This is a genomic window from Variovorax nitratireducens, from assembly GCF_051216545.1.
Lineage (GTDB): Bacteria > Pseudomonadota > Gammaproteobacteria > Burkholderiales > Burkholderiaceae_C > Variovorax.
Window position 1 is genome coordinate 63393 of record NZ_JBPJZO010000008.1, and the last position, 12427, is coordinate 75819.

Sequence of the window (12427 nt, forward strand, 5' to 3'; positions counted from 1 at the left end):
CAGCGAAATAAAGGAGGAGGGCGAAGCCCGGGGGACATTCGCGGAAGGGGCCACCCGCCGCCAGCGGCCCGCCCCAACCGTCAAGCATCAATCCGCAAGTCTCAATCCCCAAGCATCAAGCGAACGGTGCCTCGCTCACAAAGCGCATGCCCTGGAGCGTTGCCGGATGCGTGAAAGCCAGCACAGTGGCATGCAGCATCAACCGCGGGGCACGCGCCTGCACCGCCTCGCTCGCATACAGCGCATCGCCGAGGATCGCGTGGCCGATCGACGCCAGATGCACGCGCAGCTGATGCGAGCGGCCGGTCAGCGGCTCCAGCAGCACATGGGTCGCCTGCCGTTGCGGCAGTTGCCGCAGCACGCGCCAGCGGGTCTGGCTTGGTTTACCGGCGGCATCGATCTTCTGCAGCGGCCGGCGCGGCCAGTCGGCGATGAGCGGCGCGTCGATCAGGGCCCATTCATCCGACGGCGGCATCAATCCGTCGACCACGGCCTCATAACGCTTCTCCACCTGCCGTGCGGCGAACGCGTCCCCGAGCGCGCGCTGCGTTGCAAGGTTGCGCGCCATCAACACCAGCCCGCTCGTGGCCATGTCGAGCCGGTGTACGACCAGCGCATCCGGCCAGCGTTGCTGCGCCCGCGCGCTCAGGCAGTCCTGCTTGTCGGCCCCGCGGCCCGGCACGCAAAGAAGGCCGGCAGGCTTCTCGAGCACCAGCAGGTCGGGGTCTTCGTGGATTGCGTGCAAGGGGGCCGTCATCGGGGGCTCAGTTTAGGTCGGCGGGTCTGCGCTATCCTCGACGCGATGCCCGCTTCTGCTGCCGCCGCCCCCGGCTTTTCCGACCTCACGCGCGAGCGGCCCTTCATGCAGATGTGGATGGCGCGCCTCTTCGGCACGGCCGGCAGCCAGATGCTGATGGTGGCGATCGGCTGGCACATGTACGAGCTCACAGGCAGTGCCTGGGATCTGGGCCTGGTCGGGCTCTATCAGTTCGTGCCGGCACTGCTGCTTGCGCTGTATGCAGGCCACATCGTCGACCGGCACCATCGTGGCCGCATCGTGGCGGTCTGCTTTCTTGTGCAGGCACTGGTTGCGCTGGTGCTGCTTGCCGCCGGCTATGCGCAGCGCGATTCGCGGGCGCTGTTGCTGGGCCTGTCGCTGGTGCTGGGCGCGGTGCGCGCGTTCCAGATGCCGGCGCAGCAGGCGCTCACGCCGATGCTGGTGCCGCCGATCATGCTGCCGCGCGCCATGGCCTTTAGTTCGGCCGGCGCGCAGGGCGCGATCATCGCGGGGCCGGCCATCGGCGGGCTGCTGTTCGTGGCCGGCATCGGCGTGGTCTACGCGGCCAGCATGCTGCTGTTCGTGACCGGCGGCGTGCTGGTGGCGCGGCTGCGCTATGCCCATGCGCCGCCGCCCCGGGCACCCGTCACGCTGCAGACGCTGTTCGCTGGCGTGGATTTCATCTGGCGCCGCAAGACGGTGCTCGGTGCCGTGTCGCTCGACCTGTTCGCGGTGCTGCTGGGTGGCGCCGTCGCGCTGCTGCCGATCTATGCCAAGGACATCCTGCACACCGGCCCGTGGGGCCTGGGCCTGCTGCGCGGCGCGCCAGCGGTGGGCGCGCTGGTGATGTCGATAGTGCTCACGCGACGCCCGATCGAACGCCATGTGGGCCGCACGCTGCTGGTGGCGGTGGCTGCTTTCGGGCTTTGCATGGTGGTGTTCGGGCTGTCGCGAAGTTTCCTCGTGTCGTTGGTCGTGCTGGCGGTCTCGGGCGGTGCCGACATGGTCAACGTCGTGATCCGCCAGACCCTGGTGCAACTCGAAACCCCGGACGAGATGCGCGGCCGGGTTAGTGCGGTCAACTCCATCTTCATTGGGGCCAGCAACCAGCTCGGCGAGTTCGAATCCGGCGCCACCGCGGCGCTGCTTGGGCCGGTCGGCTCGGTGGTGGCGGGCGGGGTCGGCACGGTGCTGGTGGCGGTGGCCTGGTTCAGGCTCTTTCCGTCGCTGGCGCAGCGCGACCGGATCGTCGGGCAGAAGATCTGAGGGCTGAGGTTCCGGGGCGGGCTCAGGGCGGCGGGGCACGCTGCTCCGCGAATGTCCCCCGGCCTGCGGCCTCCTCCTTTATTTCGCTGCGCAGCGTGCCCCACCGCCCTGATCCTGGACGCGGCGTGAATGTTCGCGCTGAACATGCAGAGCGTGCCCTAGGCCGATGGTGGTGGGTGGCCCCTGCAGCGAAATAAAGGAGGAGGGCGAAGCCCGGGGGACATTCGCGGAAGGGGCCACCCGCCGCCAGCGGCCTACCCCGAAACGCGCCCGAAACCGAAACCGAAACCGAAACCGAATCCGATCCGGAGCCAGAGCCGGAGCCGGAGCCGGAGCCGGAGCCGGAGCCTTCAGATCAGCGCATACGCAAACGGCACGTCGAGCGACACATCGCTGACCGGCTCGGCAACGCAGGGCAGGATCCAGCCCTCGGCCTTTTCGTCGGCACTGACGCCGGGCCAGTCGATCCGGTAGCGGACGCTGCCGCTCACCAGCCGGCAGAGGCAGGTGCGGCACGTGCCGTTGCGGCAACTCGTCGGCAGTTCGATGCCAGCGCGCAGGCCCGCTTGCAGCAGGGTCTCGCCGGGCGCGGCTTCGAAGGTGTAGCCCGACGGCTCGATGCGCACCGACAGCGGCGCCGCCGCTTCAGTCACACATCACCCGGCTCCGTGAGCCGGTTGCGCCGCTGGTCGCGCAGCATGAAGAGATAGAGGCTCTCGACCTTCTCTCGCGCCCAGGGCGTCTTGCGCAGAAACTTCAGGCTGGACGGGATGCTGGGGTCGCTAGTGAAGCAGCGCAGCGCGATGCGTTCGCCCATGCCAGCCCAGCCGTAGTACGCCACCAGCGCAGTGACGATGGCCTCCAGCGTCAACCCGTGCAGGGGATTGCGTGCCTGGCTCGGCACGGCTCCCGGAGCAGGAGGCGCGCTCAACGCAAACTCACTTGTTCTTGAGCTTGCCACGCGGAATGACCGCCGTTGTCACGGTGGGACGGATCAACTCGCCGCCGGTGATCGGCTTGGGCGGCGAAGTGTCCTTTTTGGGCTTCTTGGCTTCCTTGTTGGTTTTCTGCTGACCTTTGGCCATGGTGAACTCCGAGTGAATGCAGGGGCTTGCGAACTGCGCAGTTTAGCGGCGCGGCGACAATACGCCCCCGATTCCGTCTGTTGTTGATTCAAGTCCGTCATGTCCGATTACCAAGTCCGCCCCGCCGAAATGAGCGACTCGCGCGCCGTTGCCGAAGTCCACGCCGCTGCCGCCCGTGCCGCCTACGAGGGCCTGCTGCCCGAAGATCAGCTGCGCGCGCTCGCGCCCAGCACCCGTGAAGCGAAATGGCGCGAAGCCATCGAGTTCAGCGAGCCGCAGGTTCATGTGGCCGAGCTCGACGGCGAAATCGTCGGCTTCGTCGGCTTCGACCGCTCGCGCGATCCCAAGACGCCGTCCACGACGGGCGAAATCTGGGCCATCTACGTCAAGCCCGAGCACTGGGACAAGGGCGTGGGCGTTGCGCTGTGGGATGCCGCACGCGATGGCCTCGAAGAAGAGGGTTGCACCGTCGTCACGATCTGGGTGCCGCTGCGCAACGACCGCGCGCTGCGCTTTCACGAACTGGCCGGCTTCAAGCGCGAGATGAAAACCGCCAAGACCTCGATGCTGGGCGACGTGAAGATCGAAGAAGTGCGCCTCAAGCGCAGCGTTGCCTGATGGCGGCCAGCCTTTTCCTGCTGCTGGACGACATCGCCACGGTACTGGACGACGTCTCCATCCTCACCAAGGTCGCCGCCAAGAAAACCGCCGGCGTGCTGGGCGACGATCTGGCGCTCAACGCGCAGCAGGTGTCGGGCGTCAAGGCCGACCGCGAGCTGCCGGTGGTTTGGGCGGTGGCGAAGGGGTCGTTCGTCAACAAGGCGATCCTGGTGCCGGCCGCGCTGCTGATCGGCACCTTTCTGCCCTGGGCCGTGACGCCGCTGCTGATGATCGGCGGTGCGTTCCTGTGCTTCGAGGGCGTCGAGAAGCTCGCCCACAAATTCCTGCACAAGGACGAGCACGACGCCGAGGTCCGGCAACACGTCGCCGCCGTTGCCGACCCTACGGTCGACGTGGTGGCGGTCGAGAAGGAGAAGGTCAAGGGTGCGATCCGCACCGACTTCATCCTCTCGGCCGAAATCATCGTGATCACGCTCGGCACCGTGGCCGGGCAACCCTTCGGCACCAAGGTGGCGGTGCTGACCGGCATCGCGCTCATCATGACGATCGGTGTCTATGGCCTGGTCGCCGGCATCGTCAAGCTCGACGACGCGGGCCTGTGGCTGAGCCGCCGCGCGAGCGCGGCACAGCAGGCGCTGGGCCGCGGCATCCTGGCGTTCGCACCCTGGCTCATGAAGGCGCTGTCGGTGGCCGGTACGGCCGCCATGTTCCTGGTCGGCGGCCAGATCCTGGTGCACGGCGTGCCGGCCTTCGGCCATGCGGTCGAAGCCTGGGCCGCAGGCGTCGGCGGGCTGTTCGGCACGCTGGGCTCGATGGGGATCGACGCCGTCGTCGGCATCGTGGCGGGCGCGGTGGTACTGGGCGCGGTCGAGCTGGCGAAGAAGGTGCTGAAGAAGAAGGGCTGAGCCCGCTTCAAACGCCGCGCGCTCAGCGCGGCTTTTTTGCGCGCTTGACCAGATCGACCACCACCAGCGCCACGCCCAGCACGACGCCGAACCAGCCTGCGAGCTGCGCGCCGCCGACCATCTCGCGGTAACCCGGCGATTGCAGAAAGTACGGTGCGAGCAGCACCGCGGCGCCGATGACGATGCAGGCGATGCCGCGCACCAGCATCTGCGAGCTGTTGGAAAAAAGTTGGGCCATGGGCCGACCTTTTAGCAGATGCGATGCCGGGGGCGGGTCAGGCCCCGGTGCCCAGGCGGATCTGGTCGCGCAGGCTGAGCATCCAGTAGCGCGCGCGACGATGATCCTCGTAATCGCGTCAATGCGTCACCCGCCCCCGCATCGACGCGGGGTGCCCCTGCAATGCGAACGACTTGCCCGTGGCCACCAGCGTGTCGCCGTCCAGGCGCAGGATCGTGATGTCCTGGTCGATGAAGTTGCCCACGTAGAGGTACTTGCCGTCGGCGCTCCACACTGCGCCTTCGGGCAGGCCGCGCACTTCGACCTCGTTGCCGCGCGTGACCTTCTTGCCATCGATCCTGAGCAGCACCACCGAGCCGTTGCGGTTGTAGAAGAACGCGGTCTTCGCCGCGTTGCTGCCGCGCAGCAGCACCGCCACGGCGTGCTTGCCGGTCGGGCTCACGGCCAGGCCTTCGGGGCCATCGCCGACCACCACCTTGTCGACCACCCGCGGCGGATTGGCTTCGAGGTCGATCACGCTCACCGTGTCGACCTGGCCGTCGGCCGCCCCCGAGTTGCCGTTGTCGGCCGTCAGGGCGAGCTTGCCATCGGGCGTCACGTCCACGTTGTACGGCCAGAGCCCTGCGGCCAGGTCGACCTTGTTGTAGGTGACCTTCTCGCCATTCACGTCGAGCAGTGCGATCTTGTGGTTGGGGAACTTGGCCGCCAGGGCGCGCTTGCCGTCGGGCGTAAAGCGCACGTGCGCTACCGATTCGCCGATGGCCACCGTGTCGATCAGTGTCACCTGCTTGCCGGCGATGCGCAGCACGCTGATGGAGTTCTCGGCGCGGTTGGCCACCAGTGCGAGGTTGCCGGCCTTGTTGATGGACAAGCCCGAAGGCTGCTTGCCGATGCGCAGCGTGTCGATCAGTCGGGGCGGTGTAGTGGTGAGGTCGATGACGAAGAGACGGTCGTCCGGCACCTGCCGGCGCACGCCGTTTTCTTCCACCACGTTGACCGAGTTGGCCACCAGCGCCAGCGTTTCGCCGGGCGTGATCGCAAGGTTGGTCGGCGGCCCGGCGATTGTGTTCGGCAGTTCGAGCGAGCCGACCGCCTTGGGCGCGAGCGGATCGGTGCCGATGTCGAGGATCTGCACCGTGTCTTTGCCCGGTGCACCGAGGATGACTTTGCCGGTGTCGTCCCAGGCCTGCTTTTCGTCGTTGGCCACGATCATCAGCTCGCGCTGCGGCGGCGTTCGCTGGCCCATGCCGGTGCAGGCGGTGGCGAGTACGGCAAATGTCAGGGCCGCGAGCGGGCCGAATCGATGGGGCTGCATGGGTTGTCTCCTCGGCGCTGGTGTTGAAAGAAGGGTGCGCGCCAGCCGCATCGTAGCGACAGCCCGGGGGCGGCGGCGACCTGTTGGACAATGCCGGGCATGCCACCGAGTCGAGACCCCATGAACCGAACCGCTTACCGAACTGCCTCCCGCGTCGCGCTGTCGATTGCCGCCGCGCTGGCGGGCCATGCCACTGCGCAGCCCACAGCCGCCGACCAGTTTCCCGCCGCGGCCACGTCCTTTCTGGGCGCGGAACTGCCGCAAATGGAGGCGGCCGTGGCCGCGCGGGATCGCGACTACTTCGAGGCGGCGATGGGGCGAACGCTGGAGTTCTCGGACAACTGGGGCTTCAAGACGCGCGCGAACCCGGCGCTGGCACGCTATGCCAGCTGCACCGAAGCGGTGAGCGACTTCACGATCGTCGGGTTGTGCCGGCTGATGCCGAAAGGTGACGTGTGCGAGCCGGGCCTGGCACCGCGCTTCGACGCCAACCTCAAGCGCTGCCGGGATCTCGCGGCCAAGCCCTGATTTCCTGCGCGTTGCTCAGGCCGGCGGAAACGCGACGCCGGTTTCACCGGCTTTCCACGCCGGGTACTTCTGTGTGGCGCTCGCCCACACCACCGATTCGACGAGCGCGCTGAGCCAGGCTCGCAGCGCGGGCCAGGGCTGCAGCTCGAACCAGCCGATGTCGGTTTGCGCGAACTGGCGCACGAACGGCGCGATCGCCATGTCGGCGAGTGCAGGGCGGTTGCCGTACAGGTGACTCGTGCGCGCCAGTCGCTCGTTCAGGTCTTCCAGAAAGTGCGCACCGTTCAGACGATGCGCCGCAGCGTCGGCGCCCTCGAAGCGGTTTGGGTACTTGTAGCGGTCGAGTTGCTGCTTGAAATCGCCGTCGCACGCCGCGACTAGCGCGAGCATGTCGTCGACGCTGCCGCGCTCGGGCTGCAACCAGCGCGCAGGGTCATGCCGCAGCAATGCCCAGCGCATGATGTCCAGGCTCTGGTCGATCACCGTGCCGTCCACATCGACCAGCACCGGCACCGTGCCCTTGGCCGATGCGGCCAGCAGCGCGGGCGGCTTGTCGCGCAGCAGCACTTCGCGCAACTCGCAGCGCTGGCCGCTCACCAGCAGCGCGAAGCGCGCACGCATCGCGTAGGGGCAGCGGCGAAAAGAGTAGAGAACCGGGTCGGCCACGCTATCGGAACGATGTCGTCAGGTGGGACGCGAAGGCGGAAACATCGGCTTCGTTGCGGACTTCGGCCGCGAGCGGCTGCACCTTCGCGCCGATGGCCATCAGCGCCATCGCCTTCTTCGGACAGAGGCCGAGGCAGGACGACTCGACCACGCGCAGCTTGAAGCGCGCGTCGCCGAGCGAGTGCTTGAGTTCCTTGCGCACCTCCCGTGCGCGCAGCTTTTTCGGGCCGCTGCTGCGTTCCTCGCAATCGCCGCAAACCAGCACGGCGCCCGAGAACTTGACGGAAACCAGCGGGGCGGTGTCGTGAGGAAGGGACATGGCGCCAGTGTGGCACTGCGGCGCGCGCGGCGTCGTCAGCCGGCACGCCGGGGCCGCGCGGTCAAAATCGGGCATCCTCTGATCTCTTTCAACAAGGCCCAGCGTCCATGTCCCTCGCTCCCATCGAAATCGAAACCGGCCCGAACCCGACCGCTTCGGTGATCCTCATGCACGGCCTCGGCGCCGACGGCAACGACTTCGTGCCGATCTGCAACGAGCTCGATCTCGGTGCCGTCGGCCCGGTGCGCTTCGTGTTCCCCAATGCGCCGGTGATGCCGGTCAGCATCAACAACGGCTATCCGATGCCGGCCTGGTATGACATCTATGGCGCCGACCTGGTCAAGCGCGAGGACGAGGCCGGCCTGCGGCGCTCGATGGCCGCCATCGAAGGCCTGATCGCCGCCGAGAAGGCACGCGGCATTCCCGCGAATCGCATCGTCGTCGCCGGTTTCTCGCAGGGCTGCGCGATGGCGCTGCTGACCGGGTTGCGCCATGCCGAACGGCTGGCCGGCATCGTCGCGCTCTCGGGCTACCTGCCGCTGGCCGCCAGCACCGCTGCCGAGCGCAGCGAGGCGAACCGCGATGTGCCGATCTTCATGGGCCATGGCCAGCGCGACGGCGTCGTGGTGATCGCCCGTGCCACCGCATCCCGCGATGCGCTCACATCGCTCGGCTATGCGGTCGACTGGCACACGTACCCGATGGAGCACTCGGTGTGCATGGAAGAGATTGCTGACCTCGGCAAGTGGCTGCAGCGCGTGCTGGCCTAGCCGCAGCGCCCGCAGACCGGTGCGCTCAGTTCGGGCAGCGGGCTTCGAGCGCGTCGATGAAGGATCGATCCCATCGGCCTTCCTTCATGGCCCGTATCGTCTCGGCTTCGGTCTCCAGGTGGGCGCGTGCCTGCACGATCAGCAGTTCGGCCTCGTCCGGCGAGAACGCCATCAGGCCGTCCTGGTCGCCGACCACGATGTCGCCCGGGTTGACCACCATGCCGCCGACGGACACCGGCACGTTGATCTCGCCCGGGCCGTCCTTGTACGGGCCGCGATGGGTGACGCCGCGCGCGTAGACCGGGAACTCGCGTGCCCGGATCTCGGCCACGTCGCGGATGGCCCCGTCGACCACCACGCCCACGACCCCGATGTGGGCCGCGTAGAAGGACAGGATGCCGCCGACCACTGCGTTGTTGAGGATGCCCCCGGCATCGATCACCAGCACATCGCCGGGGCGGCAGAACTCGAGGGCACGCAGATACGTGAGGTTGTCGCCGCCACGCGAGCGCGCCGTGACGGCCGTGCCTGCCATGGTTGCTGCGACGGGGAGGTGGTAGGGCTGCAGGCCCGTGGTGCCGATGTTGCGATGCATGTTGTCGCTCAGCGCGGCGACGGGCAGCTCGCGCAGCGCGGCCAGGATCTTCGGGTCGACCGGCGCGGCCGAGGGGTTCTTGCGGATGGCTTTGTAGGGCATGGGGTGCGTGTCCTTGGTGGAGGAGATGGTTGGTGCGCTCAGCGCAGCTCGGCCACGGCGCGGGCGATCCTCGCGCAGCCTTCTTCGAGGTTGTCGATCGAGGTGGCGATGGACAGGCGGAAGTAGGGCGAGAGGCCGTAGGCGGTGCCTGCGACCGTGGCCACGCCGGCGTTTTCCAGCAGGTACATCACGACGTCGCCGTCTTCATTCAGTAGCTTTCCCGCGGGCGTGGCCTTGCCGATCAGGCCGGCGCAGCGGATGTAGAGGTAGAAGGCGCCGGGCGGCGTGGCGCAGCCGAGGCCCGGGATCGCATTGATGAGTGCAAGCGTGCGGTCTCGCCGCTGTTTGTAGACCACCACGCTCTCCGCCACGAAGCTCTGGTCGCCATTGAGCGCCGCAGCGGCGGCGGCCTGGCTGATCGAACAGCAGTTGCCGGCGGACTGCGAGAGCAGGGTGTCCATCGCCGTGATCAGGTCCGAGGGCCCTGCCGCGTAGCCGATGCGCCAGCCGGTCATGGCATAGGTCTTGGAGACGCCGTTCACGACCAGCGTGCGCTCGCGCAAGGCGGGCTCGACCGCCAGGATGTGCGGCGTCGACTGGCCGTCGAAGCGGATGTGTTCGTAGATGTCGTCGGTCATCACCATCACATGCGGATGCCGCTTCAGCACCTCTGCGAGCGCCCGGTATTCGTCGGCCGTGTAGCTCGCGCCCGTGGGATTGCTCGGCGAGTTGATCAGCAGCCAGCGCGTGCGCGGCGTGATGGCGGCCTCCAGCTGGGCCGGCGTGAGTTTGAAGCCATTGGCCTCGGGGCAGGCGACGATGACGGGTGCGCCCTCGCAGGCCAGCACCATGTCGGGGTAGGACACCCAGTAGGGCGCGGGGATGATGACCTCGTCGCCCGGCTCGAGCGTGATGGCGAAGGCGTTGTAGATCGCGCTCTTGGCGCCACTGGTGGCGATGATCTCGTTCATCGCGTAGGTCAAACCGTTCTCGCGCTGCAGCTTGGCGACGATGGCCTGCCGCAGTTCGACCGTGCCGGCCATCAGCGTGTAGCGCGTCGCGCCCTTGTCCATCGCTTCGGCGGCGGCGCGCCGGATGTGCGCCGGAGTGTCGAAGTCGGGTTCGCCCACGACCAGGTTGACGATCGATTTGCCCTGCCGGCGCAACTCGTTGGCACGGTCCGCGGCGGAGGTGCTGGGTGAAGGCTTGATGCGCCGTACGCGGGCGGCGATGCGGGAGGGGGTCACGGATCTTCCTTGGACTGCTGCTGGATGCACGAGGCCCAACAGTACGCACATCGTTCGGCCTCGGCCAAGACGAGATCGCTCTGGTTCGATAGGGAGAGCTTATGGTGGCACGGCGGCTCTGCTCGTTGGGACGAGCGCCCGGTATGCGGTGCGGGCTGGGCGACCCCGCTGCGCCGGCCCTTCGGGCTGCCCTGCGGTGCTCGCGTTTCGCGGGGTCTCGCAGAACTCGCCTGCGGCTCAAACAGCTGCGAGCCCTGATCCGCGAAACGCTGCGCTCCTCGGCGGCGCAGAGGGGATCGCCCAGCCCGCACCGCATACCGGGCTTGGTGGGTGTTCGATGGCAGAGGGAGCAACCAGCAGCGCTTCCACACCGCCTGCCATCGCACCCACGGACACATCGCCCGCCATCGCACCCCCGGACACATCGCATCTAGGCGCCCCAGTTGCCCAGTGCTAGGCTCGCCTTTTGCATGGAGACAAGGCGTGAACCTCCGACGCCTCAAATATTTCGTGAAGATCGTCGACATCGGCAGCCTGACGCAGGCCGCCGAGGTGCTCTTCATTGCGCAGCCGGCGCTGAGCCAGCAGCTCGCCACGCTCGAAGGCGAGGTGCGCCAGCAATTGCTGGTGCGCACCAAACGCGGCGTGACGCCCACCGAGGCCGGCAAGGTGCTGTACCGGCATGCGCAGATCATCCTGCGCCAGTGCGAGCAGGCCCGCGTGGACATGGAGGCGGCGGGCGAAGGCCTATCGGGACAGGTGTCGGTGGGGCTGGCGCCGGGCACTGCGGCCTCCGCACTGTCGCTGCCGCTGCTGCGCACTGTGCGTGCCCGGCATCCCGGCATCCTTCTTTACCTGAACGAGAACTACGGCACGACGCTCAGCGAGCTCATCATGAACGGCCGCATGGATCTGGCCGTGCTCTATGGCGACAAGGCCATCCACGGGCTGTCCTTCCTGCCCCTGCTGAACGAGCCGCTCTACCTGGTCGGGCCGGCCACCACGCCACCGCCGGCCGAGCCGGTAAGGCTGGTTGACCTGCGCGAAATCGAGCTGTTGCTGCCGCGCCCCTACAACGTGGTGCGCAAGCTGGTCGACGCGGCCTTCGTGCGCGCCGGCATGGTGCCGCGCGTGGTGGCGGAGATCGAATCGGCCTTCACCCTGACCGCCGCGATCGCCGACGGGTTGGGCGCCACCATCCTGCCGGCTTCGATGGCGCGCGAAGTGGTGGCGGCCTGCGGCGCCTGGCAGTTCGCCATCGTCGATCCGGTGATCGAGGCGCCGCTGGCCCTGTGCCAGTCGGATCACCTGCCCCTGTCCGAGCCGGCGCAGGCGGTGAAAAGCATCCTGCTTGAACTGGTCGTCGACCTGGCCGGCGCGGTTCCGTCGACACCCGCGCCCGAGTTGACCGCCTTGTCATAAGCCGCCCTTATCGCGGCACAGCCATTCCGTCTTGGGCTTTGGCGCCGAGGCCCGTTACCTTTCATGCCTGCCGTCACGTGTTCTCCGAATGCGTCGGCCACCAGGATGTTCTGTCGCCAAAGACGGGCCCGGCATGAATCAGGATCAAATCAAGACGCTTATCGACGCCCTGGCCGCGTCGGACCTGTCCGAGCTGGAATACAGCGAGAACGGCTGCTCGCTACGGCTGGTCAGGCAGTCGGCGCTGGCCGCGGCGCCGGCTCGGCGCGAAGTCGCCATGGCGCACCAAGCGTCCGCGCCGCAGGCGCCCCACCCTGAGACGCCCGGCCCGGCCGTGTGCTGCGCCCCGCTGTACGGCGTGGTTCATCTGCAGCCCAGGCCCGGCGACACACCCTACGTGCAGGCCGGCCAGGCGGTGACGGCCGGCCAGACGCTGTGCGTGATCGAGGCCATGAAGGTGTTCAACGAAGTGCGTGCCGAGCGCGACGCCACGGTGCAGGCGGTGCTGGTCGAATCGGGGCAGGAGGTCGAAGCCGACCAGCCGCTGTTCCGCCTCGAGTGAGGTCGATG

The 12427-nt window shown here is 67.9% G+C and carries 17 protein-coding genes; 7 read left to right on the plus strand and 10 right to left on the minus strand.

All coding sequences use genetic code 11. The annotated features are described in order from the left end of the window. Positions 1–115: 115 nt before the first annotated feature. On the minus strand, positions 116–757 hold the full coding sequence (locus ACSFA8_RS18545; RefSeq protein ID WP_435480950.1) for an RluA family pseudouridine synthase: 642 nt from the start codon (positions 755–757) through the stop codon (positions 116–118). Between the two features lie 105 nt (positions 758–862). On the opposite strand from ACSFA8_RS18545, the gene ACSFA8_RS18550 reads away from it, so the two are divergent. Beyond that, positions 863–2044 carry an MFS transporter gene (locus tag ACSFA8_RS18550; protein WP_435481092.1) on the plus strand — a complete coding sequence of 394 codons (1182 nt, stop codon included), beginning with the start codon at positions 863–865 and terminating at the stop codon, positions 2042–2044. A 350-nt stretch (positions 2045–2394) separates the two neighbouring features. Here the strand turns inward: ACSFA8_RS18550 and ACSFA8_RS18555 are convergent, their stop codons facing one another. Genes ACSFA8_RS18555 through ACSFA8_RS18565 form a run of 3 tightly spaced genes read right to left on the minus strand, consistent with a single transcriptional unit; the run spans position 2395 to position 3129 of the window. Continuing rightward, a complete protein-coding gene (locus tag ACSFA8_RS18555; RefSeq protein ID WP_435480951.1) occupies positions 2395–2697 on the minus strand; it encodes a 2Fe-2S iron-sulfur cluster-binding protein in 303 nt (100 codons plus the stop codon). Next, entirely contained in the window at positions 2694–2975 is a 282-nt protein-coding gene (locus ACSFA8_RS18560; protein WP_435480952.1) for a VF530 family protein, read from the minus strand. Before ACSFA8_RS18560 ends, ACSFA8_RS18555 begins: the two co-directional genes overlap by 4 nt. A 7-nt stretch (positions 2976–2982) precedes the next feature. Continuing rightward, on the minus strand, positions 2983–3129 hold the full coding sequence (locus tag ACSFA8_RS18565; RefSeq protein ID WP_435480953.1) for a hypothetical protein: 147 nt from the start codon (positions 3127–3129) through the stop codon (positions 2983–2985). 99 nt (positions 3130–3228) lie between these two features. Between ACSFA8_RS18565 and ACSFA8_RS18570 the strand changes: the two genes are divergently transcribed. Beyond that, the gene (locus ACSFA8_RS18570) at positions 3229–3747 is read left to right on the plus strand and encodes a GNAT family N-acetyltransferase (RefSeq protein WP_286546925.1); all 519 of its coding nucleotides are present in this window, start codon (positions 3229–3231) and stop codon (positions 3745–3747) included. Continuing rightward, on the plus strand, positions 3747–4655 hold the full coding sequence (locus ACSFA8_RS18575; RefSeq protein WP_435480954.1) for a DUF808 domain-containing protein: 909 nt from the start codon (positions 3747–3749) through the stop codon (positions 4653–4655). Before ACSFA8_RS18570 ends, ACSFA8_RS18575 begins: the two co-directional genes overlap by 1 nt. Positions 4656–4677: 22 nt before the next feature. On the opposite strand, the gene ACSFA8_RS18580 is transcribed toward ACSFA8_RS18575, so the two are convergent. Together ACSFA8_RS18580 and ACSFA8_RS18585 are read right to left on the minus strand one after the other, a co-directional pair. Then, positions 4678–4893 (minus strand): hypothetical protein, encoded by a 216-nt coding sequence (locus tag ACSFA8_RS18580; protein WP_435480955.1) that lies wholly within the window; start codon positions 4891–4893, stop codon positions 4678–4680. Between the two features lie 118 nt (positions 4894–5011). Then, positions 5012–6208, minus strand: a complete 1197-nt coding sequence (locus ACSFA8_RS18585) for a YncE family protein (protein WP_435480956.1) — start codon at positions 6206–6208, stop codon at positions 5012–5014. 120 nt (positions 6209–6328) lie between these two features. On the opposite strand from ACSFA8_RS18585, the gene ACSFA8_RS18590 reads away from it, so the two are divergent. Continuing rightward, entirely contained in the window at positions 6329–6736 is a 408-nt protein-coding gene (locus ACSFA8_RS18590; RefSeq protein WP_435480957.1) for a hypothetical protein, read from the plus strand. A 15-nt stretch (positions 6737–6751) separates the two neighbouring features. Here ACSFA8_RS18590 and ACSFA8_RS18595 read toward each other — a convergent pair whose 3' ends face one another. Together ACSFA8_RS18595 and ACSFA8_RS18600 are read right to left on the minus strand one after the other, a co-directional pair. After that, complete coding sequence (locus ACSFA8_RS18595; protein ID WP_435480958.1) at positions 6752–7402, minus strand: glutathione S-transferase; 651 nt, start codon at positions 7400–7402, stop codon at positions 6752–6754. A 1-nt stretch (position 7403) separates the two neighbouring features. Beyond that, positions 7404–7721 carry a hypothetical protein gene (locus tag ACSFA8_RS18600; protein WP_435480959.1) on the minus strand — a complete coding sequence of 106 codons (318 nt, stop codon included), beginning with the start codon at positions 7719–7721 and terminating at the stop codon, positions 7404–7406. 107 nt (positions 7722–7828) lie between these two features. Between ACSFA8_RS18600 and ACSFA8_RS18605 the strand changes: the two genes are divergently transcribed. Then, the gene (locus ACSFA8_RS18605) at positions 7829–8491 is read left to right on the plus strand and encodes an alpha/beta hydrolase (protein ID WP_435480960.1); all 663 of its coding nucleotides are present in this window, start codon (positions 7829–7831) and stop codon (positions 8489–8491) included. Between the two features lie 25 nt (positions 8492–8516). Here ACSFA8_RS18605 and ACSFA8_RS18610 read toward each other — a convergent pair whose 3' ends face one another. Both ACSFA8_RS18610 and ACSFA8_RS18615 read right to left on the minus strand, forming a co-directional pair. Further along, positions 8517–9188, minus strand: a complete 672-nt coding sequence (locus ACSFA8_RS18610) for an RraA family protein (RefSeq protein ID WP_435480961.1) — start codon at positions 9186–9188, stop codon at positions 8517–8519. A gap of 38 nt (positions 9189–9226) precedes the next feature. Further along, the gene (locus ACSFA8_RS18615) at positions 9227–10435 is read right to left on the minus strand and encodes an aspartate transaminase (protein ID WP_435480962.1); all 1209 of its coding nucleotides are present in this window, start codon (positions 10433–10435) and stop codon (positions 9227–9229) included. Between the two features lie 483 nt (positions 10436–10918). Between ACSFA8_RS18615 and nac the strand changes: the two genes are divergently transcribed. Both nac and ACSFA8_RS18625 read left to right on the plus strand, forming a co-directional pair. Then, positions 10919–11857, plus strand: a complete 939-nt coding sequence (nac, locus tag ACSFA8_RS18620) for a nitrogen assimilation transcriptional regulator NAC (protein WP_435480963.1) — start codon at positions 10919–10921, stop codon at positions 11855–11857. Positions 11858–11990: 133 nt separating this feature from the next. Then, complete coding sequence (locus ACSFA8_RS18625) at positions 11991–12419, plus strand: acetyl-CoA carboxylase biotin carboxyl carrier protein (protein WP_435480964.1); 429 nt, start codon at positions 11991–11993, stop codon at positions 12417–12419. Positions 12420–12427 lie beyond the last annotated feature (8 nt).